Origin of the sequence: Streptomyces sp. NPDC059816, assembly GCF_042732055.1 — a bacterium.
Lineage (GTDB): Bacteria > Actinomycetota > Actinomycetes > Streptomycetales > Streptomycetaceae > Streptomyces.
In genome coordinates this window covers 49,868-66,937 of sequence record NZ_JBHWIQ010000002.1, presented here as the reverse complement: position 1 = coordinate 66,937, position 17,070 = coordinate 49,868, and the positions used below count along the sequence as shown (strand labels likewise).

Annotated in this window: 17 protein-coding genes; 12 read left to right on the top strand and 5 right to left on the bottom strand. The window is 72.9% G+C overall.

From position 1 onward, the window contains the following. Nucleotides 1–6: 6 nt before the first annotated feature. Genes sufC through ACFV88_RS02905 form a run of 4 tightly spaced genes read left to right on the top strand, consistent with a single transcriptional unit; the run spans nucleotide 7 to nucleotide 2,837 of the window. Nucleotides 7–771 carry a Fe-S cluster assembly ATPase SufC gene (gene sufC, locus ACFV88_RS02920; protein WP_385485320.1) on the top strand — a complete coding sequence of 255 codons (765 nt, stop codon included), beginning with the start codon at nucleotides 7–9 and terminating at the stop codon, nucleotides 769–771. Beyond that, the gene (locus ACFV88_RS02915; protein WP_385485318.1) at nucleotides 768–2,036 is read left to right on the top strand and encodes a cysteine desulfurase; all 1,269 of its coding nucleotides are present in this window, start codon (nucleotides 768–770) and stop codon (nucleotides 2,034–2,036) included. The genes sufC and ACFV88_RS02915 overlap by 4 nt, the downstream gene beginning before the upstream one ends. Nucleotides 2,037–2,046: 10 nt before the next feature. Then, on the top strand, nucleotides 2,047–2,505 hold the full coding sequence (sufU, locus tag ACFV88_RS02910) for a Fe-S cluster assembly sulfur transfer protein SufU (RefSeq protein WP_385485316.1): 459 nt from the start codon (nucleotides 2,047–2,049) through the stop codon (nucleotides 2,503–2,505). Beyond that, nucleotides 2,502–2,837, top strand: coding sequence for a metal-sulfur cluster assembly factor (locus tag ACFV88_RS02905; RefSeq protein WP_385485314.1), 336 nt, complete (start codon nucleotides 2,502–2,504; stop codon nucleotides 2,835–2,837). Before sufU ends, ACFV88_RS02905 begins: the two co-directional genes overlap by 4 nt. An 83-nt stretch (nucleotides 2,838–2,920) precedes the next feature. On the opposite strand, the gene ACFV88_RS02900 is transcribed toward ACFV88_RS02905, so the two are convergent. After that, a complete protein-coding gene (locus ACFV88_RS02900; protein WP_385485312.1) occupies nucleotides 2,921–4,387 on the bottom strand; it encodes an MFS transporter in 1,467 nt (488 codons plus the stop codon). Between the two features lie 194 nt (nucleotides 4,388–4,581). Between ACFV88_RS02900 and ACFV88_RS02895 the strand changes: the two genes are divergently transcribed. From ACFV88_RS02895 to ACFV88_RS02875, 5 genes are all read left to right on the top strand, one after another. Beyond that, complete coding sequence (locus tag ACFV88_RS02895) at nucleotides 4,582–4,902, top strand: DMT family transporter (protein WP_385485310.1); 321 nt, start codon at nucleotides 4,582–4,584, stop codon at nucleotides 4,900–4,902. Continuing rightward, nucleotides 4,902–5,444, top strand: coding sequence for a TetR/AcrR family transcriptional regulator (locus ACFV88_RS02890; RefSeq protein ID WP_385485308.1), 543 nt, complete (start codon nucleotides 4,902–4,904; stop codon nucleotides 5,442–5,444). The genes ACFV88_RS02895 and ACFV88_RS02890 overlap by 1 nt, the downstream gene beginning before the upstream one ends. Nucleotides 5,445–5,531: 87 nt before the next feature. Further along, entirely contained in the window at nucleotides 5,532–6,521 is a 990-nt protein-coding gene (gene dapD, locus ACFV88_RS02885) for a 2,3,4,5-tetrahydropyridine-2,6-dicarboxylate N-succinyltransferase (RefSeq protein ID WP_385485306.1), read from the top strand. Nucleotides 6,522–6,687: 166 nt separating this feature from the next. Further along, a complete protein-coding gene (locus ACFV88_RS02880) occupies nucleotides 6,688–7,269 on the top strand; it encodes a SigE family RNA polymerase sigma factor (protein ID WP_385485304.1) in 582 nt (193 codons plus the stop codon). Further along, on the top strand, nucleotides 7,266–8,432 hold the full coding sequence (locus tag ACFV88_RS02875) for a hypothetical protein (protein ID WP_385485302.1): 1,167 nt from the start codon (nucleotides 7,266–7,268) through the stop codon (nucleotides 8,430–8,432). The genes ACFV88_RS02880 and ACFV88_RS02875 overlap by 4 nt, the downstream gene beginning before the upstream one ends. A gap of 51 nt (nucleotides 8,433–8,483) precedes the next feature. Here ACFV88_RS02875 and ACFV88_RS02870 read toward each other — a convergent pair whose 3' ends face one another. Further along, nucleotides 8,484–10,331 carry an endonuclease/exonuclease/phosphatase family protein gene (locus ACFV88_RS02870; protein WP_385485300.1) on the bottom strand — a complete coding sequence of 616 codons (1,848 nt, stop codon included), beginning with the start codon at nucleotides 10,329–10,331 and terminating at the stop codon, nucleotides 8,484–8,486. Nucleotides 10,332–10,682: 351 nt separating this feature from the next. Here ACFV88_RS02870 and ACFV88_RS02865 point away from each other — a divergent pair, with 351 nt between their 5' ends. Continuing rightward, nucleotides 10,683–12,242, top strand: a complete 1,560-nt coding sequence (locus ACFV88_RS02865) for a hypothetical protein (protein ID WP_385485298.1) — start codon at nucleotides 10,683–10,685, stop codon at nucleotides 12,240–12,242. A gap of 115 nt (nucleotides 12,243–12,357) precedes the next feature. On the opposite strand, the gene ACFV88_RS02860 is transcribed toward ACFV88_RS02865, so the two are convergent. The 3 genes from ACFV88_RS02860 to ACFV88_RS02850 form a co-directional block, all read right to left on the bottom strand. After that, nucleotides 12,358–13,590, bottom strand: a complete 1,233-nt coding sequence (locus ACFV88_RS02860; protein ID WP_385485296.1) for a TerD family protein — start codon at nucleotides 13,588–13,590, stop codon at nucleotides 12,358–12,360. A 75-nt stretch (nucleotides 13,591–13,665) separates the two neighbouring features. After that, nucleotides 13,666–14,859 (bottom strand): MFS transporter, encoded by a 1,194-nt coding sequence (locus ACFV88_RS02855; protein ID WP_385485294.1) that lies wholly within the window; start codon nucleotides 14,857–14,859, stop codon nucleotides 13,666–13,668. Nucleotides 14,860–14,909: 50 nt separating this feature from the next. Further along, a complete protein-coding gene (locus ACFV88_RS02850) occupies nucleotides 14,910–15,476 on the bottom strand; it encodes a hypothetical protein (protein WP_385485292.1) in 567 nt (188 codons plus the stop codon). Nucleotides 15,477–15,573: 97 nt separating this feature from the next. Between ACFV88_RS02850 and ACFV88_RS02845 the strand changes: the two genes are divergently transcribed. Together ACFV88_RS02845 and ACFV88_RS02840 are read left to right on the top strand one after the other, a co-directional pair. Further along, entirely contained in the window at nucleotides 15,574–16,176 is a 603-nt protein-coding gene (locus ACFV88_RS02845; RefSeq protein WP_385485290.1) for a TetR/AcrR family transcriptional regulator, read from the top strand. Nucleotides 16,177–16,444: 268 nt separating this feature from the next. Beyond that, nucleotides 16,445–17,032 carry a TIGR03086 family metal-binding protein gene (locus ACFV88_RS02840; protein ID WP_385485994.1) on the top strand — a complete coding sequence of 196 codons (588 nt, stop codon included), beginning with the start codon at nucleotides 16,445–16,447 and terminating at the stop codon, nucleotides 17,030–17,032. Nucleotides 17,033–17,070 lie beyond the last annotated feature (38 nt).

Sequence of the window (17,070 nt, the reverse complement as noted above, 5' to 3'; positions counted from 1 at the left end):
GCACCCATGGCAACGCTTGAAATCCGAGACCTGCACGTCACCGTCGAGGCCGACAACGCCACGAAGGAGATCCTCAAGGGCGTCGACCTGACCGTGAAGCAGGGCGAGACGCACGCCATCATGGGCCCCAACGGCTCCGGCAAGTCGACCCTCGCCTACTCGCTGGCGGGTCACCCCAAGTACCAGATCACCGCCGGCACCGTCACCCTCGACGGCGAGGACGTCCTGGAGATGTCCGTCGACGAGCGGGCCCGCGCCGGCCTGTTCCTCGCCATGCAGTACCCGGTCGAGATCCCCGGCGTCTCCGTCTCCAACTTCCTGCGCACCTCCGCCACCGCCGTCCGCGGTGAGGCCCCCAAGCTGCGGACGTGGGTCAAGGAGGTCAAGGAGACCATGGAGCGCCTCCACATGGACCCGGCCTTCGCCGAGCGCAACGTCAACGAGGGCTTCTCCGGCGGCGAGAAGAAGCGCCACGAGATCCTCCAGCTCGAACTGCTCAAGCCGAAGGTGGCCATCCTCGACGAGACCGACTCCGGCCTCGACGTGGACGCCCTGCGCGTGGTGTCCGAGGGCGTCAACCGCGTCCGCGAGACCGGCGAGGTGGGCACCCTGCTCATCACGCACTACACCCGCATCCTGCGGTACATCAAGCCGGACTACGTCCACGTCTTCGCCAACGGCCGGATCGCCGAGTCCGGCGGCGCCGAACTCGCCGACAAGCTGGAGAACGAAGGCTACGAGGCATACGTGAAGGGAGGCGCGTCCGCGTGACAGCAGCCCGACAGGGGCTCCCCGGTCTCCTCGACACTGAGGCGCTCCGCAAGGACTTTCCGATCTTGGACCGGGTGATCCACGACGGGAAGAAGCTCGTCTACCTGGACAACGCGGCGACCTCGCAGACGCCGCGCCAGGTACTCGACGTGATCGCCGAGTACTACGAACAGCACAACGCCAACGTCCACCGCGGTGTGCACGTGCTGGCCGAGGAGGCCACCGCGCTGTACGAGGGCGCGCGCGACAAGGTCGCCGCGTTCATCAACGCGCCCAGCCGCGACGAGGTGATCTTCACCAAGAACGCCTCGGAGTCGCTGAACCTGGTGGCCAACATGCTCGGTTGGGCCGACGAGCCCTACCGGGTGGACCAGCACACCGAGATCGTCATCACGGAGATGGAGCACCACTCCAACATCGTGCCCTGGCAGCTGCTCTCGCAGCGCACCGGCGCGAAGCTGAAGTGGTTCGGCCTCACCGACGACGGCAGGCTCGACCTGTCGAACATCGAGGAGGTCATCACCGAGAAGACGAAGATCGTCTCCTTCGTGCTGGTCTCCAACATCCTCGGCACCGTCAACCCGGTCGAGGCGATCGTGCGCCGTGCTCAGGAGGTCGGGGCCCTGGTCCTGATCGACGCCTCCCAGGCCGCCCCGCACATGCCGATGGACGTCCAGGCCCTCCAGGCCGACTTCGTGGCCTTCACCGGCCACAAGATGTGCGGACCGACGGGCATCGGGGTGCTGTGGGGTCGCCAGGAGCTCCTGGAGGACCTGCCCCCGTTCCTCGGCGGCGGCGAGATGATCGAGACGGTGTCCATGCACTCCTCGACCTACGCGCCCGCCCCGCACAAGTTCGAGGCGGGCACCCCGCCGATCGCCCAGGCCGTGGCGCTGGGCGCGGCGGTCGACTACCTCAGCGGCATCGGCATGGAGCGGATCGCCCAGCACGAGCACGCCCTCACGGAGTACGCCGTCAAGCGGCTCCTGGACGTGCCCGACCTGCGGATCATCGGCCCCACCACGGCCGAGGACCGGGGCGCAGCGATCTCCTTCACCCTCGGCGACATCCACCCGCACGACGTGGGTCAGGTGCTCGACGAGGAGGGCATCGCGGTCCGGGTCGGCCACCACTGTGCGCGGCCGGTCTGCCTGCGGTACGGAATTCCTGCGACCACCAGGGCGTCGTTCTATCTGTACTCCACTCCGGCCGAGATCGACGCACTGGTCGACGGGTTGGAACACGTACGGAACTTCTTCGGCTAGGGGTCACACGGTGAAGCTTGATTCGATGTACCAGGACGTCATCCTCGACCACTACAAGCACCCGCACGGGCGTGGTCTGAGGGACGGTGACGCCGAGGTGCACCACGTCAACCCGACGTGCGGCGACGAGATCACGCTCCGGGTCAAGTACGACGGGCAGCGGATCGTCGACATCTCCTACGAGGGCCAGGGCTGCTCGATCAGCCAGGCCAGCGCATCGGTGCTGAACGACCTGCTCGTGGGCAAGGAACTCGCCCAGGCCCAGAAGATCCAGGGCGTGTTCCTTGAGCTGATGCAGTCCAAGGGCCGGGTGGAACCGGACGACGAGATGGAAGAGCTCCTGGAGGACGCGGTCGCGTTCGCCGGGGTCTCCAAGTACCCGGCACGGGTGAAGTGCGCCCTGCTGAGCTGGATGGCCTGGAAGGATGCGACGGCCCAGGCCCTCGCGGAGGAGGCGAAGACCGCATGACGGACAACGACACCCTGATGAAGCCCGCCTCGGAGGAAGAGGTCCGCGAGGCGCTGCTCGACGTGGTCGACCCCGAGCTGGGGATCGACGTGGTCAACCTGGGGCTGATCTACGGCGTCCACGTGGACGACGCCAACATCGCCACCATCGACATGACGCTGACCTCGGCGGCCTGTCCGCTCACCGACGTCATCGAGGACCAGGCGAAGTCGGCCACCGAAGGCCTGGTCAGCGAACTGCGCATCAACTGGGTGTGGATGCCGCCGTGGGGTCCGGACAAGATCACGGACGATGGCCGTGAGCAGTTGAGGGCCCTCGGGTTCAACGTCTGAGCCCGTCCCCGCCGTACCGCGAGGGGTGCCACCGCGATCCGGTGGCACCCCTCGACGCGTGTCCGGGCCCGTCGCCCGCCCGATCAGGCCCCGTCTGCGATCTGCGCGTCCTCCGCGCCTGCGGCGGCCCGCCCGCCGGACCGCGCGCGGGCCCGGCCCCGGGCCACGGCGGCCCGCGCGCTCACCGCCCCGGCCGCGCAGATCACCGCGAACCCGAGCAGCGTTCCGCGGGCCTGGCCCAGCGGCTGCGGCCCGCCGACCGCGACCAGCACCCCGGCGACCGCGGTACCGAAGGCGGTGGCCAGCGAGGTGACCGTGGCGACACCCGCCGCCGCCCGGGCACCCTCGGCCGGATCGTCGGTGGACGCCATCGCCGCCACCGAGAGGTGCGGGTACGCGATGCCGATGCCGGCCCCCGCCGCCCACAGCACCGGCACCCACAGGGCCACCAGCCACAGCGGGGCGTCCGCCCGTTGGAGCAGCGCCAGGGCCGCCAGCCCCGTGCCGAGCAGCAGCGGTCCGGCCACCAGCAGCCGGGGCACCACCTCCGGTCGTCGGGCCAGTGACGCACCCCCGAACTGTGCCGAGGACCAGCCCAGCGACAGGGCCGCGCCGAGGAACCCGGCCGCGAGCGGCTCCAGCCCGCCGAGCCGCTGCCCGAACAGCGGCACGAACGCCTCGACGGCCACCCCGAAGGACAGCAGGGCGAGGGTCAGGTACACCGGGCCGAGCGGGGAACCTGACCGGTAGGTGAGCGCCGGGAAGACCCGCGCGGGGCTCCGCCGCTCGTGGACGACGAACAGCACCAGCAGGGCCAGCCCCCCGGCGACCCCGGCCGCCCGCGCCCAGGGCCCGCGCACCACCCCGGCGATGCTCACCGCGGCAGTGGCGGCGGTCAGCAGGGCCAGCGAGCCGGTGGGGACCCGGCCCGGGTCACCGCCGTGCGGCAGCCGCGGCATCACCCGGAGCACCGCCACCGCGCACACCGCGGCGAACACCGCCATCACGACGAACGCCGCCCGCCACGAACCGGACTGGGCGAACAGCCCGCCAAGGGCCGGTCCGGCGAGGTTCCCGACGCCGTACATCGCGGACATCAGCGCATTGCCGCGGGTCCACAGCCGGCGGGGCAGGGCCGCGCGGATCACCGCGAAGCCGAGGCCCGACAGCAGTCCGCCGCCGAGTCCCTGGACCAGTCGGCCGGTGAGCAGGACCGGCATCGAGGGGCTGACCGCGCACACCAGGGAGCCGGCGAGGAAACACGCGAAGCCGGCGACGTACGCCCGGACGGCGCCGCGGCGCGCCAGCAACCGGCTGACCAGCATGGTGGCCACCACCATCGCGACCAGATAGACCGTCATGCCCCAGGCGTAGAGGCGTTCGCCGCCGATGTCCGCGACGGTGGTCGGCAGCAGGCTGGACGCCAGATAGATGTTGACGGCGCCGACGAGGACGCCCGCCGCCATCAGGAGGGCGGGCCCCCGGTGCTCCGGGCCCAGCCGGTCGTCCGGGGGTGCAGCAGGAGGGTTCAACGCGTTGTTGGAGGTCATGCATTCGAGCGTTCCATTGAAGCCAACCCGGAGGCCTGCAACGGCAGTTCCGGGAGTTCCGCCTGGTCAGGGGCGTCCACGGGGCGGGGGAGTGGCGGGAGGTCTCCACCGCCGGTGCAGGGGCGAAACGCCTTGCGGGGCAGGCGGGAAGGCGATGTGTACGGGCGTACCCATCGATGCGTACACTCGTACGCATGGGATATCTGTTCCTCGCCGGGGCCATCGCGTTCGAGGTCGTCGCCACCACGTTGATGAAGTACAGCGAGGGCTTCACCAAGCTCTGGCCGTCCGTCGTCACCGCCACCGGGTACCTGGTGGCCTTCGCCCTGCTCGCCCAGTGCCTCAAGACCATGTCCGTCGGCTCGGCCTACGCCATCTGGTCCGGCGTCGGCACCGCGGCCATCGCCGCCATCGGCATGCTCTTCCTCGGGGAGGCGCTGACCGCCGCCAAGGTCGGCGGCATCGCGCTCGTGATCGCCGGCGTCGTCCTGCTCAACGTCGGCGGGGCCCACTGATGGCCCGCCGCTACGACCCCGACCGGCGACAGCGGATCGTCGACGCCGCGATCCGGGTCATCGGCGCCCGGGGCATCGGCGGGCTCAGCCACCGCACCGTGGCCGCCGAGGCCGATGTCCCCCTCGGCTCCACCACCTACCACTTCGCCACCCTGGACGACCTGTTGGTGGCGGCGCTGCGGCAGGTCAACGAGGGCAGCGCCGCGTTCTTCGCCGACCGGCTCGGGACGCCCGACCGACCGGCCGCCGAACTGGCCGCCGTCATCGCCGAGCTCACCGGGCAGTGGCTTGCCGGCGAACGGGTCGGCGTCGAGTTGGAGTACGAGCTGTACCTCGCGGCCCTGCGCCGCCCCGCACTGCGCGAGGTGGCCGCACAGTGGACGCAGTCCTTCGGGGGACGCCTGGCCGCGCGCACCGACCCGGACACGGCACGGGCCGTGGTCGCCCTGGTGGACGGCATCTGCCTCCAGGTCCTGCTGACCGGCGTCCCCTACGACGAGGCGTACGCCCGGGAGATGCTGGGCCGCCTGCTCGTTCCGTGACCGAATCCGAACGCTGCCGTGGCGGGGGGACGTACCGGGCCGGGCACGAGTTCGCTTCCCCGCCGCCGCGCCGGTTAGGTTCTCCCCATGACCGACACGACTGCTGCACGCACCACCGGCGCCGTTGCCGCCGGGCTCGCCACCGTCACCCCCGACGGCACCGTCCTCGACACCTGGTTCCCCGCCCCGGAACTCACCTCCGAGCCCGGCCCGGCCGGCACCGAGCGGCTGACCGCCGAGCACGCGGCGAAACTCCTCGGTGAGGGTGCGCTCAAGGCGGTGGGCGTCGACGCCCGCCGCGGTGTCGAGGTCGTCGCGGTCCGCACGGTCATCGCCTCCCTGGACGACAAGCCGCTCGACGCCCACGACGCCTACCTACGACTGCACCTGCTCTCCCACCGGCTGGTCAAGCCGCACGGCCAGAGCCTCGACGGAGTGTTCGGGCTGCTCGCCAACGTCGCCTGGACCTCGCTGGGCCCGGTCGCCGTCGACGACATCGAGAAGGTCCGCCTCAACGCCCGGGCCGAGGGCCTGCACCTCCAGGTGACCTCCGTCGACAAGTTCCCCCGCATGACGGACTACGTCGTCCCGACCGGGGTGCGGATCGCGGACGCCGACCGGGTCCGTCTCGGCGCGCACCTGTCCGCCGGCACCACGGTCATGCACGAGGGCTTCGTCAACTTCAACGCCGGCACGCTCGGCACCTCCATGGTCGAGGGCCGCATCTCCGCGGGCGTCGTCGTGGGCGACGGCTCCGACATCGGCGGCGGCGCCTCCACGATGGGCACCCTCTCCGGCGGCGGCAGCGTCATCATCTCCATCGGCGAGCGCTGCCTGGTCGGCGCGGAGGCGGGCGTCGGCATCGCCCTCGGCGACGAGTGCGTCGTCGAGGCGGGCCTGTACGTGACCGCCGGCACCCGTGTCACGCTGCCCGACGGTCAGATCGTCAAGGCCCGCGAGCTCTCCGGCGCCTCGAACATCCTCTTCCGCCGCAACTCCGTCACCGGCGCCGTGGAGGCCCGCCCGAACAACGCCGTCTGGGGCGGCCTGAACGAGGTCCTGCACAGCCACAACTGACCCGTGGCCCCGAGGGCGGTCCGGACGGCGGGTGGTACGCCGACCGGGCCGCCCTCCGTCGTGTGCACCCGGGTACCGGCCGGGCCGCATAGCGGGCCGCCCGCCGCCCCGTCCCCAGGAGCGGAGGCGCCCCGACCGGGTCGCCCGCCGAGTGGGGAAGGTGTCGATGAATGCCGAAGACGAACGAGGGTTCCGGGAGTTCGTGGCGAACCGGTCCTCCGCCCTCCTGAGGACCGCGGTCCTGCTCACCGGAGGCGACCGGCACGCGGCCGAGGACCTGCTCCAGGGCGCCCTGCTCAAGGTCGTGGCCCGCTGGCACCGGATCGACGACCACGAGGCGTACGTGCGCCGCGTCCTGTACCGACAGCAGGTCGACCGCTGGCGGCTGAAGTGGCCCCGACGGGAACTGCCCGTCGCGGACCTGCCCGACGCCGCCGCACCGGCCGACGCCCATGCGAACGCCGAACTGCGGATCGTCCTGCTGGGCGCCCTGGCCCGGCTCACCGCGCGCCAGCGGACCGTGCTGGTGCTGCGCTACTTCGAGGACCTGCCCGAGGCCGAGGTGGCCGACGCGCTCGGCTGCTCGGTCGGCACCGTGCGCTCCACCGCCCACCGCTCGCTGGCCCGGCTGCGCACCCTCGCCCCGGAACTCACCGCACGGGTGGCGACCGCACCCGACGCACCACCGGACGACGGCAGCGCACCGTGGACCCCTGACGGCATCGTGTACGAGGAGGTGGCCCGGTGAACACCGAGGGCCTGTTGAAGGAAGCACTGCGCGCGCAGGCCACCGTGGTGGCCCCGGCCCCCGCCGACCTCGCCGACCGGGTGCTCGCCGCCCGCCGCCGGGGCAACCGACTGCGGGGCGCGGCGGCGGTCGCCGCGGTGATCGCGCTGGGGCTCACCGGGAGCCAGGTGCTCCCCGGGGACACGGCGGCCTCCACCCCGGCGGCCGAGTGGTCGGACGACGACGTGCTCGCCCGCCCGGACCAGTCCCCGCCGCGCGAACTGATCGCCGCGGGGGGCCTGGCGGTCGGCGCCCACTACACCGTCAGCACGAGCAGGAAGGGGATCGGCAGAACGGAGTACCACCGCGCGTACCAGTTGCTCGACCGGTCGTCGGGCAGGTACGAGAGGGTGCCGTGGATGTACGTGGACGTGGCGCCGGGGCTGGGCACCGCCGCCGTCCTCCAGGGCACCCTGCCGACCCGCCGGATCGGCCTGGTCGACCTGGACACCGGGAACGTCACCCGGTGGATCACGGTGCGCAAAGCGGTCGCGGCCGTGGCCTTCTCCCCGGACGGGACCCGGCTGGTGGGCACCACGTACCGGGCGAACCCGGACATCGGGTCCTTGAGGGAGGAAATCGGGCCCTCGGACCGGACCGGATTCAGCATCATCGACATCGCCTCGGGCGAGGAGAAGTGGCGCCCGACGAAGGAAGTGACCCTCGCCGAGGTCGCGTTCGGCGCTCGCGCCAGGGAGAGCCAGCGACGGCAGGACTTCGACTGGACCGCCGACGGGAAGCGGGTCCACGTCCCGAACTCGGCCCCCGGGTACGTGTCGCCGGACGTGGTGTTCTCGGGGCCGCAGGGCGCGGGGGTCCGGAATCTCGACGGCAAGCCGGTCCGGCCCTCGGACTCGAAGATCACGGAGGGCCGCCCGCTGGAAGGGGGCGGCGAGGTTCCCACGGTGGACGCCAAAGAGCCGAACGCCGGAGAAAAGCCCGTCGCCTGGCCGGGCGGTGACCGGGCGATCGTCTGGCGCTGTGTGCCGAAGTCCTGCAAGGGCGAGGGGGCGACCGGGAGGCTGACCCTGGTCGACACCCGCACCGGCCGTTCCCTCCCGCTCAGCGGGGCCCGCTCGGAGAACGGTGTGGGCCACTGGGAGCCGGTGTTCGCACCGCGCTGACCGGCCGCGGGTCCCGGGGCGGACGCCGACCCGCCCCGGGACCCCGCCCGCTCAGGGCCGCAGTCGCAGCACCTGCGGGTCGTGGTCGCTGTTCTGGTCGGCGAACTCGGCGTTGAGGTGCACCGAGTCGTACGCGAAACGGCCCCACCGCACCGACGGGCTCACCAGGATCTGGTCGAGCACCTGGCTGTTGCCCTGGTACGCGTACGAGTAGCGGTCGCCTGCCGGCAGCGACTTGACCGCCGACCACAGGGCGCCGCCGTCCTCCAGCAGCCGGGTGGTCCGGGAGAACTCGAAGTCGTTGATGTCGCCCAGGGCGATCACATCGGCGTCGCGCTGCACCTTCAGGACGTCCTTGACGAAGGCGTTCAGCTCCGTCGCCTGGCGGTGCCGCTGGACCTCCGACAAGCGGGCCGGGGGCTGGAACTGCGAGGTCAGCGCCTGGTCCCCGCCCTTGGACGCGAAGTGGTTGGCGATCACGATCACGGTACGGCCCCGGAAGACGAACTCCCCCGCGAGCGGCTTGCGACTGTCGGTCCAGGCCTCGGAAGCGGGAGCGATCCGCCCCGGCGACAGGGTCAGGGCGGCCCGGCCGTCCACCCGGGTCACCCCGGTCGCGGTGCTGGCGTCCCCGCCGGGCCGGTCGGTGAAGGAGACCCGCTCGGGGTTGAAGAGGAAGACCTGACGGATGTTTCCGCCCGGCTCACCGCCGTCCCGGCCGTCCACCGGATCGATGGACCGCCAGTCGTAGCGCGGGCCGCCGTGAGCCGCTATCGCGTCGACGAACCTGCCGATCGTGACGTCGGCGGCGACCGTGCCGTCCTGGGTGCGCCCGTTGTTGTCCTGGACCTCCTCCAGGGCCAGCACGTCCGGCGAGGCCAGGTTGGTGGCGACGGCCTCGGCGAGCGCGTCGAACTTCTCCTGCGGGTCGCCCGGGTCGAGGTTCTCGACGTTGTACGTCGCCACCGAGAGTTCCTTGTCGTGCTGCGGGCGGGTCCGCTCCCGTTCCAGTCCGCGGTCCACGACCGTGCCGAGCGTCCGCGCGGCCAGCGTGTAGCCGCCGAACTGGTTGAAGTCCAGGGGGCCCTCGGCGCCGCCCTTCAGCGCGTCGCCCACGTTCGCGGTGGGGAACGGCCGCTCGGCGACCGGGACCAGCGACTGGACCTTGAGCCGTCCGGTGTTCTGGTCCCGGTAGGAACCGTAGACGGCGCCGCCGCGGCGGTTGTCGTTCTCGTCCGGCTTCACCGTGATCCACAGTTCGCTGAACGCGGTCGCGCCCACCACCCGGGAGGTGCCGACCCGGACGTTCATGCCCTCCAACGACTCGTAACGGTCGAGGGCGTACGTGCGCGGGCGCAGGGGGAGGCCGTTGACCGATCCGCCCGCCGTGGCATCACCCGTGGGGGCGTACGCGTCGGGAACGGACCGCCGGTCCAGGGTGGTCGGGGCGGGCAGCGGGTTGCCCGTGGACACGACCGTCACGGTCGGCCGGCTGAGCTGGGTGAGCGACTGGTTGCCGCTGGCGGCCCCGCCCGGGACGAACTCCGTGACGGTTCCCGACACCTGCACCGCGTCGCCGGGCGTGAGCGTCGGGGTGGAGCCGGTGAAGACGAACAGGCCCTCGCTGGTCGCCGGGTCGTCGTCCGGGGCGGTGTCCTGGAACCAGAAGCCCCGGGACGAGCCGTAGGCCCGGACGCCGGTGACGATTCCCGAGACGCCGCTGACCTGCGTGCCGACGAGCGGGGAGGTCCGGGTGGCGCCCTGGACGTCGTGGATGGCGGTCGGGGACGGGGCGGGGTCCGCCGCGTGCGCCGGGACGGTCAGCGCCACGGACGTCAGCGTGGAACAGACGGCGGCGACGGTGAGCGCGGCCAGACGGGTCGAGGTTCTGCTCGGCAAGGGAATCCCTCCGGGTGGGTGGGGCGTACGGAAGCGGCGCGACCGGGTGCGGCGACCGCGGCGGGGACCGTGGCGGCCTCCGGTGGTGCCGGGGGCGAATCGGCGTGCGGGGTGGTGACGGGTGGTGCGGGAGGAGCGCGGGAGACCGTCCGGCCGGCTCGGGAGCGGGCACTTGGTGTCCCGGTCCCGTTACCGACCGGTTTCTACGCGCGTCAATCTCTTGGGTCCACGGGGGAGTTGTCAAGGTCCCGGAGGGGTACCACGCTTGACGAGTACATGAACCAGACGGCATGGGGAGAAATCCGTCTAGGCTGAGCGGCAGGACCACATTGCCCGGAGGAGAAGCCGCCCATGACCGACCGTTCCCCGCTGCCCCCGGTGCGGCTGCGCCCCGAGGCGGAACTCGCCAGGGACGCGCTCGCCTCCCCGTTGTTCTCCCGCGCCGTCCGCCTCGCGCGGTGGGCCGGCCCCGACCGCCGGGTGGGCGCCGGCGGCGAACTCGCGGAGGAACTGCTCCCGGCCGCCGCGGTGGAACTCGGTCTCCTCCCGGCGGCGGCCGTGGGCCTGCCCGACGGCTCCGAGGACCCGCGCCCGGTCGACTCCGCGGAGTCGGCGGAGCTCGCCACCGAAGCCGTCGAGGACGCCCTCGCCGACGCCAGTGAGGCCTGGCGGGTGGCCGTCGACATCGGACTCATCGAGACCTTCGAGGCGCCGGACCCGGCCGCCGACGACGGGGCCGCCGCCGAGGGGACCGCCGCCCCGGCCGAAGACCTGGAGCTCATCACCTCGGGCTCCCCGCAGGACGTCCTCACCCTGTGGCTGGCCGCCCTTGACGCCGTCCTCGCCGACGCCAGCCTGCCCGACCTGGACGACCTGGTCGACGCCATCGAGGACGGGGGCACGGTCGACTTCGGCGAGCTGGACTGGAACCCGGAGGCCGAGGCGGACTTCCTCGACGGGGTACTCGGCAACCTGTACCTGCTGACCGCCAGCGAGGACGGCCCCGAGGACGGCCGGGTGCCCCTGCCCGCGCTGGCCGCGTCGATGCTGGTGCCCGACGACATGGGCGAGCCCACCGACGACGTCCTCGAAGAAGTGTCCGACGCGATGCTGAAGCTCGACGGGCAGTTCCGGATGCTCGCGCCGATCGGACTGGTCGACTTCCAGCCGGTGGACGAAGCACTGATGGTCGACGACGAGCAGGACGCGGCGGCCGCCGCCGGTGCCTCACCGGACGACGACGACCTCGACGTCAGCCGGTACGGCATGGTGCGGCTCACCCCGCTCGGGCTGTACGGCGTCCGGGCCCGGATGGTGGAGGCCGGCGTCGAGGCCCCGGCCGTCGGAGACCTCGCGGACAAGGGGGCGGACGTCCTGCTGGACCGCACGGCCTTCTTCCCCGCCGCGGCGGCCCGTACCGAGACCTCGCTGTGGCTCGCCGACCGCGTCCCGCTGGCCGCGGCCCGGGAACTGCTCGCCGCGGCCCGCGGCTCGGACGAGGACGGCCCGCTGCGCCGGCTCTGCTGTCAGCAGGCGCTCTCCCTGGTGGGCGCCGAGGCGGAGCCCGCACTGCGCGAGGTGCTGGACGACCCCGAGTTGGGTGGCCTGGCCCGGGTGTGGCTCGCCGAGCACGGCGCGGCTGACGTCCCGCCGCCCGGCGAGGACATGATCTTCTGGCTCACCGTCGACACGGTGGCCGCCCAACTCGCCGCCGAGGGCAACTCCGAGGAGCTCCAGGCGCTGGTGGAAGGGCTCGCCGCGCAGCACGCCGGGTTCTTCGACGTGGTGTGGCGCGTCGAGCACCCGGCGACGGCCGACGTCCTGGAGGCGATGGGGCGGTTGCACCCCGACAAGGCGGTGGCGAAGCAGGCCCGGAAGGCGGCGTTCAAGGCCCGCTCCCACCGGTCCTGATCCCGACCTCCGGCCACGCGGAGCGACCTCCGGCCACGCGGACCGGTACGCCAGGAGGCCGTTCACCCGCCCGGTGCTGCCGGACGGGTGAACGGCCTCCCGGGCCGGGGCGGGCCTAGAGGATCTGGGCGCCCGGCTTCACCATGCCGCGCACCGTCCGGGACTTGACGAAGTCACCGAGCGCGGTCATCTCCCACTCACCGCTGTACTGGCGGATCAGCTTGCACATCAGGACACCCGTCTGGGGCTGTGCGCTGGTGAGGTCGAAGCGTGCCAACTCCTCACCGGTCGCCGCGTCCATCAGACGGCAGTAGGCCTTCGCGACCTCGGTGAACTTCTGGCCCGAGAACGAGTTCACCGTGAAGACCAGGCCCGTCGCCTCCTGCGGGAGCCGGCCGAGGTCGACCACGATGACCTCGTCGTCGCCCGCGCCGTCGCCCGTCAGGTTGTCACCGGAGTGCTTGACGGAGCCGTTCAGGATCGACAGCTTGCCGAAGTAGCAGCTGTCGAGGTGGTTGCGCTGCGGCCCGTACGCGATCACCGAGGCGTCGAGGTCGATGTCCTTGCCCCGGTAGGCCGGCTCCCAGCCGAGGCCCATCTTCACCTGGGAGAGCAGCGGACGACCGCCCTTGACCAGCGAGACCGTCTGGTTCTTCTGGAGGCTGACCCGGCCCTTGTCGAGGTTGATCTTGCCGGCGCCCAGGGTCGCGGCGGCGGGCGCGGCGGCCGGCGGCGGGGCCTGCTGCGGGGTGGAGGCCACCGAACGGGTCGGGGCCGCCGGGGGAGCTACGGGAGCCGGGGCGACCGGGGCCGGGGCGGGCGCCGGGGGAGCGGCCGGGGCGGGGGCCGGCTCCTCCACGCTGACGCCGAAGTCGGTGGCGATGCCCGCGAGGCCGTTCGCATAGCCCTGGCCCACCGCGCGCACCTTCCACACGCCGTTGCGGCGGTAGACCTCCACGATCACCAGCGCGGTCTCCGTGCCGAGCTGCGGCGGGGTGAACGTGGCCAGGACGGAGCCGTCCTCGACGTTGCGGACCGTGGCCGTGGGCTCCACCCCCTGGAAGGTCCCGGCGGAGTCCGGGCTCGCCGTCACGACGATCTTCTCGATGTCCGGCGGAAGGGCCGCCGTGTCGATGATGATCGCGTCGGGCGCCGCGCCGTTGCCCGAGCGGTACGTCACGCCCGGACCTGCGGGCTGGTTGTAGAAGATGAAGTCGTCGTCGGAGCGCACCTTGCCGTCGGCGGTGAGCAGCAGGCCCGAAACGTCGAGCCGCGCCGGAGCGGCGACGTCGACCGCCACCCGGGCGGCACTGAGGGGAAGGTTCGAGCCGGGGGTCATAGCTGTCATGCCCGAAGTAACGAACGGTGTCGCCGGGCCGTTCCCCCGCACGTGCCGCGCGCCGCGAATGCCCCCGTTCGGCCGTCACCCGGGCTGCCGGCGGGCCAGTAGGGCCACGGCCACCGCCGTCCCGCACACCCCGAGGACGACCAGGACCGTGCGGTGGTCGGCCACCGCGACCAGCGCCGCGCCCAGCCCCAGGGCGAGGGCGTTCGGAACGAAGAGCAGGGTGTGGGCGGTGGCCACCGCCCGTCCCAGGACCTCGTCCGGCACCTCCCGCTGGACCGCCGTCAACGCCGCGATCAACACGCACGGCAGCCCCGCACCGATCGCCACGGACGCCACCAGGGCCACCGGTTCGTGGGGCACCGCCCGCAGGGCCGCCCCGACGGCGAACAGTGCCGTCCCGCCCGCCGCGAACCGGTGGTCGCCCCACCGCCGCAACAGCCGCCCGGCCAGCAGGCCGAGCACGACCGAGCCCGCGCCCTGTGCCGCGTACAGGACCCCCGCCCAGCCCGGCGGGCGGCCCAACCCCTCGTCGACGACCGCGAACACCAGCGCCCCGTTCACCCCGGCGAGCAGCATGACCGCGCCGCCGCCCACCACCAGGGGCAACAGCGCCGGTGCCCGCCACAGGGCCCCGACGCCCGCGGCCACCTGTTCCCGCCAGCCGGCCGTGGTGGGCGCGGGGTGCGGCTCGGGAACCCGCAGCGCCGCGTACAGGCCCGCCGTCAGGGCGAACAGCGCCGCGGTGAGCACCGCCACCGCAGCGCCGCCGTGCGCCGTGTACAGGGCGGCTCCCAGCAGCGGCGCGACCAGCTTGACGCCCTCGCCCGCGGTGGTCCGCAGCCCGTTGAAGTCGCCCAGGAGGTCGCGGTCCACCACGCGGGGGCCGAGGGCGCCCCGGGCCGCGTCCTGGACGACGCCCGTCGCCCCGTACAGGACCAGCACCGTGAACAGCAGCCACAGCCCGTCCGCGGAGTCCACCGCGCACAGCGTCAGGAGCAGCAGCGCCAGGGCCAGCTGGGTGTGGACCAGCAGCGGGCGGCGCCGGGTGCGGTCGGCGAGGGTGCCGAGCACCGGGCCGAACAGGGTGGGCGCCCACACGGCGAAGGTGCACAGTGCGGCCAGCGCGCTCGACCCCGTCAGGTCCTTCACCCAGACGCCCGCCGTGAGCCACAGCAGCGAGCCCGCGAGGCCGCCGCCCACCACCCCGCCCAGGTACAAGCCAGCCTCGCGGTCCCGCAGGACCCTGGTCACCGTTCCCGTTGCCGTCATGCGAGCTGATCGTGCGGCTAAGGCCCCCCGTCCAGGATCGTCCGGATGCCTTAACTCACGGCCGCGTTCGGCTCGTCGGGGGTCCGGACCGTACGGACGCGGGCTTCGGCGTCGCGGAGCAGTCCCGGAGCCAACCGCCGGTGGACCGCGGACAGCGGGGGCCAGATCGCGCGGCCGGGGCGGCGCCGGTAGTGCAGGAAGGTGCCCAGCGTCACCTGGCTGCGGGGTGCCCGGACCACCAGGGCGCCGGCCAGGAACCAGGAGGCGGCCTCCAACCGGATCCAGTCCTCGCCGCGGGCGGTGACGCGCCAGCCGGCCACGGTGTCCGGTGACCGCCCGCGGCTGAGCCGGAGCCCCAGCAGGCCGCGCCAGATGAAGCGTTCGGCGGGGCCGGGCACGTCACCGAACATGGCCCGGGCCCAGCGCTCCGGCGCGGCGGCGGTGTCCGTCCGCAGGGTGAAGTGGTCGGCGTAGTCGAGGGAGGGCAGTCCGCTGAGGGAACGGAGGGGTTCCGGCGTCCGGTGCACGCCCGCCGCGCCCTGCACGGCGCCTCTGCGCGGGGCGTCGGGGGCGGACTCCCGGCGTGCGGATCGCGGTTTCCGGCGGGAGCGGGTCATGCGCGTCCTCCGTAGATGTATACGGTAGTGTATAGATCCAGATTAGCTCGGTTGTACGCCGCCGTACAGATCGGTGGGAGAACAGGACGGGGAACGGATGGGCGCGCCACGGACACCGCGGGAGCGCTGGATCGAGGAGGGCCTGCGGGCACTGGCCGAAGCCGGCCCCGACGCCGTCCGCGTCGAGGCGCTCGCCAAACGGATCGGCGTCACGAAGGGCGGCTTCTACGGGTACTTCGCCGACCGCAACGCACTGCTGGTGGCCATGCTCGACGCCTGGGAGCGGGAGAGCACCCATGACGTGATCGACCGCATCGAGGAGGAGGGCGGAGACCCGAAGTCCCGGGCCCAACGGGCGGGCGAACTCAGTTTCTCCGACGACCGACTGCTCCCCGTCGACCTCGCGATCCGCGCGTGGGCCCGGCACGACGAGGCCGTCGCGGAGCGCCTGCGCCGGGTCGACAACCGTCGGATGGGACTGCTGCGCGCGGCGATGGGCACCTTCTGCGCCGATGCGGAGGAGGTCGAGGCCCGCAGTCTGCTCGCCTTCTGCGCGGCGATCGGTGCTCACTTCCTCGCGGCCGACCACGGTGGGTTCACCCGTGCCCAGGTGCTCGACCGGGCTGCCGACCTGCTCCTCGACCGCCCCCGCACCCCGCCGGTGGGCCCGGGCGCCGGTCCTGTGCCGGACGGCGGCTGACGGCCTGCGCGCCTTTCGTTCGCTCCGCTGCGTGGTGTTCTGCGGGTGCGCTTCGGTTGCTCGCGCCGTTCCCCGCGCCCCTTTGGGGCGCTCCGGTCCGGGTGCGTTGCCCCTGGCGGGGCGCGGGGAACTGCGCGAAAGGCGCCGCGCATCGCGTACGCGCACCGATGAGTTGCGGGTCGTCGGGGGGTCTGCACTGGTGGAGGGAGAAGGTGACGCCCTCACGGACGGTCGCCCCGTCCGTTCCGCCCCGCCGAAGGAGCTCATGATGTCCGTGCCGCCCGTTGACCTCGGTCCGCAGACCCTGACGATCGCCCGACTCGCCGAAGCGGTCCGCGACGAGCAACTCGACGCGCCCACGCCCTGCCCCGACTACGCGGTGAGCCATCTGCTCGCCCACCTCGTCGGGCTGGCCGCCGCCTTCCGGGACGCCGCGCGCAAGGAGCCGGGACCCACCACCGACACCCCGCCCGGGGACGTCCTGCCCGAGCTGGAGCCCGGCTGGCGGCGGGAGCTGTTCGGGCTCCTCGGCGAGCTGGCCGGGGCGTGGCAGGACCCGGCCGCCTGGGAGGGCGATACCCGGGCGGGCGGGGTGTCGCTGCCCGGTGCCGTGGCCGGGCTGGTCGCCGTGGACGAACTGGTCGTCCACGGCTGGGACCTGGCCCGCGCCACCGGACAGGAGTACGCGCCCGACGACGAGGCCCTGCGCGCCGCGGAACGCTTCCTCGTGCTGGCCGCCGCCGAGCCTGCCGACGGAGGAGGACTGTTCGGTCCGCCCGTGCCCGTACCGGACGGGGCGCCCCTGCTGGACCGGGTGATCGCCCTGAGCGGCCGGGACCCCCGCTGGACCCCGTGACCAACGCTTCGGTCACCGCACCACGCCCGCCCGGAATT

Coding starts and splice junctions, on each gene's coding strand:
- ACFV88_RS02905 (WP_385485314.1), top strand. CDS start 2,502: ATGACGGACAACGACACCCTGATGAAGCCCGCCTCGGAGGAAGAGGTC.
- dapD (WP_385485306.1), top strand. CDS start 5,532: ATGACCGACACGACTGCTGCACGCACCACCGGCGCCGTTGCCGCCGGG.
- sufC (WP_385485320.1), top strand. CDS start 7: ATGGCAACGCTTGAAATCCGAGACCTGCACGTCACCGTCGAGGCCGAC.
- ACFV88_RS02855 (WP_385485294.1), bottom strand. CDS start 14,859: ATGACGGCAACGGGAACGGTGACCAGGGTCCTGCGGGACCGCGAGGCT.
- ACFV88_RS02900 (WP_385485312.1), bottom strand. CDS start 4,387: ATGACCTCCAACAACGCGTTGAACCCTCCTGCTGCACCCCCGGACGAC.
- ACFV88_RS02880 (WP_385485304.1), top strand. CDS start 6,688: ATGAATGCCGAAGACGAACGAGGGTTCCGGGAGTTCGTGGCGAACCGG.
- ACFV88_RS02850 (WP_385485292.1), bottom strand. CDS start 15,476: ATGACCCGCTCCCGCCGGAAACCGCGATCCGCACGCCGGGAGTCCGCC.
- ACFV88_RS02890 (WP_385485308.1), top strand. CDS start 4,902: ATGGCCCGCCGCTACGACCCCGACCGGCGACAGCGGATCGTCGACGCC.
- ACFV88_RS02860 (WP_385485296.1), bottom strand. CDS start 13,590: ATGACAGCTATGACCCCCGGCTCGAACCTTCCCCTCAGTGCCGCCCGG.
- ACFV88_RS02840 (WP_385485994.1), top strand. CDS start 16,445: ATGTCCGTGCCGCCCGTTGACCTCGGTCCGCAGACCCTGACGATCGCC.
- ACFV88_RS02845 (WP_385485290.1), top strand. CDS start 15,574: ATGGGCGCGCCACGGACACCGCGGGAGCGCTGGATCGAGGAGGGCCTG.
- ACFV88_RS02865 (WP_385485298.1), top strand. CDS start 10,683: ATGACCGACCGTTCCCCGCTGCCCCCGGTGCGGCTGCGCCCCGAGGCG.
- ACFV88_RS02895 (WP_385485310.1), top strand. CDS start 4,582: ATGGGATATCTGTTCCTCGCCGGGGCCATCGCGTTCGAGGTCGTCGCC.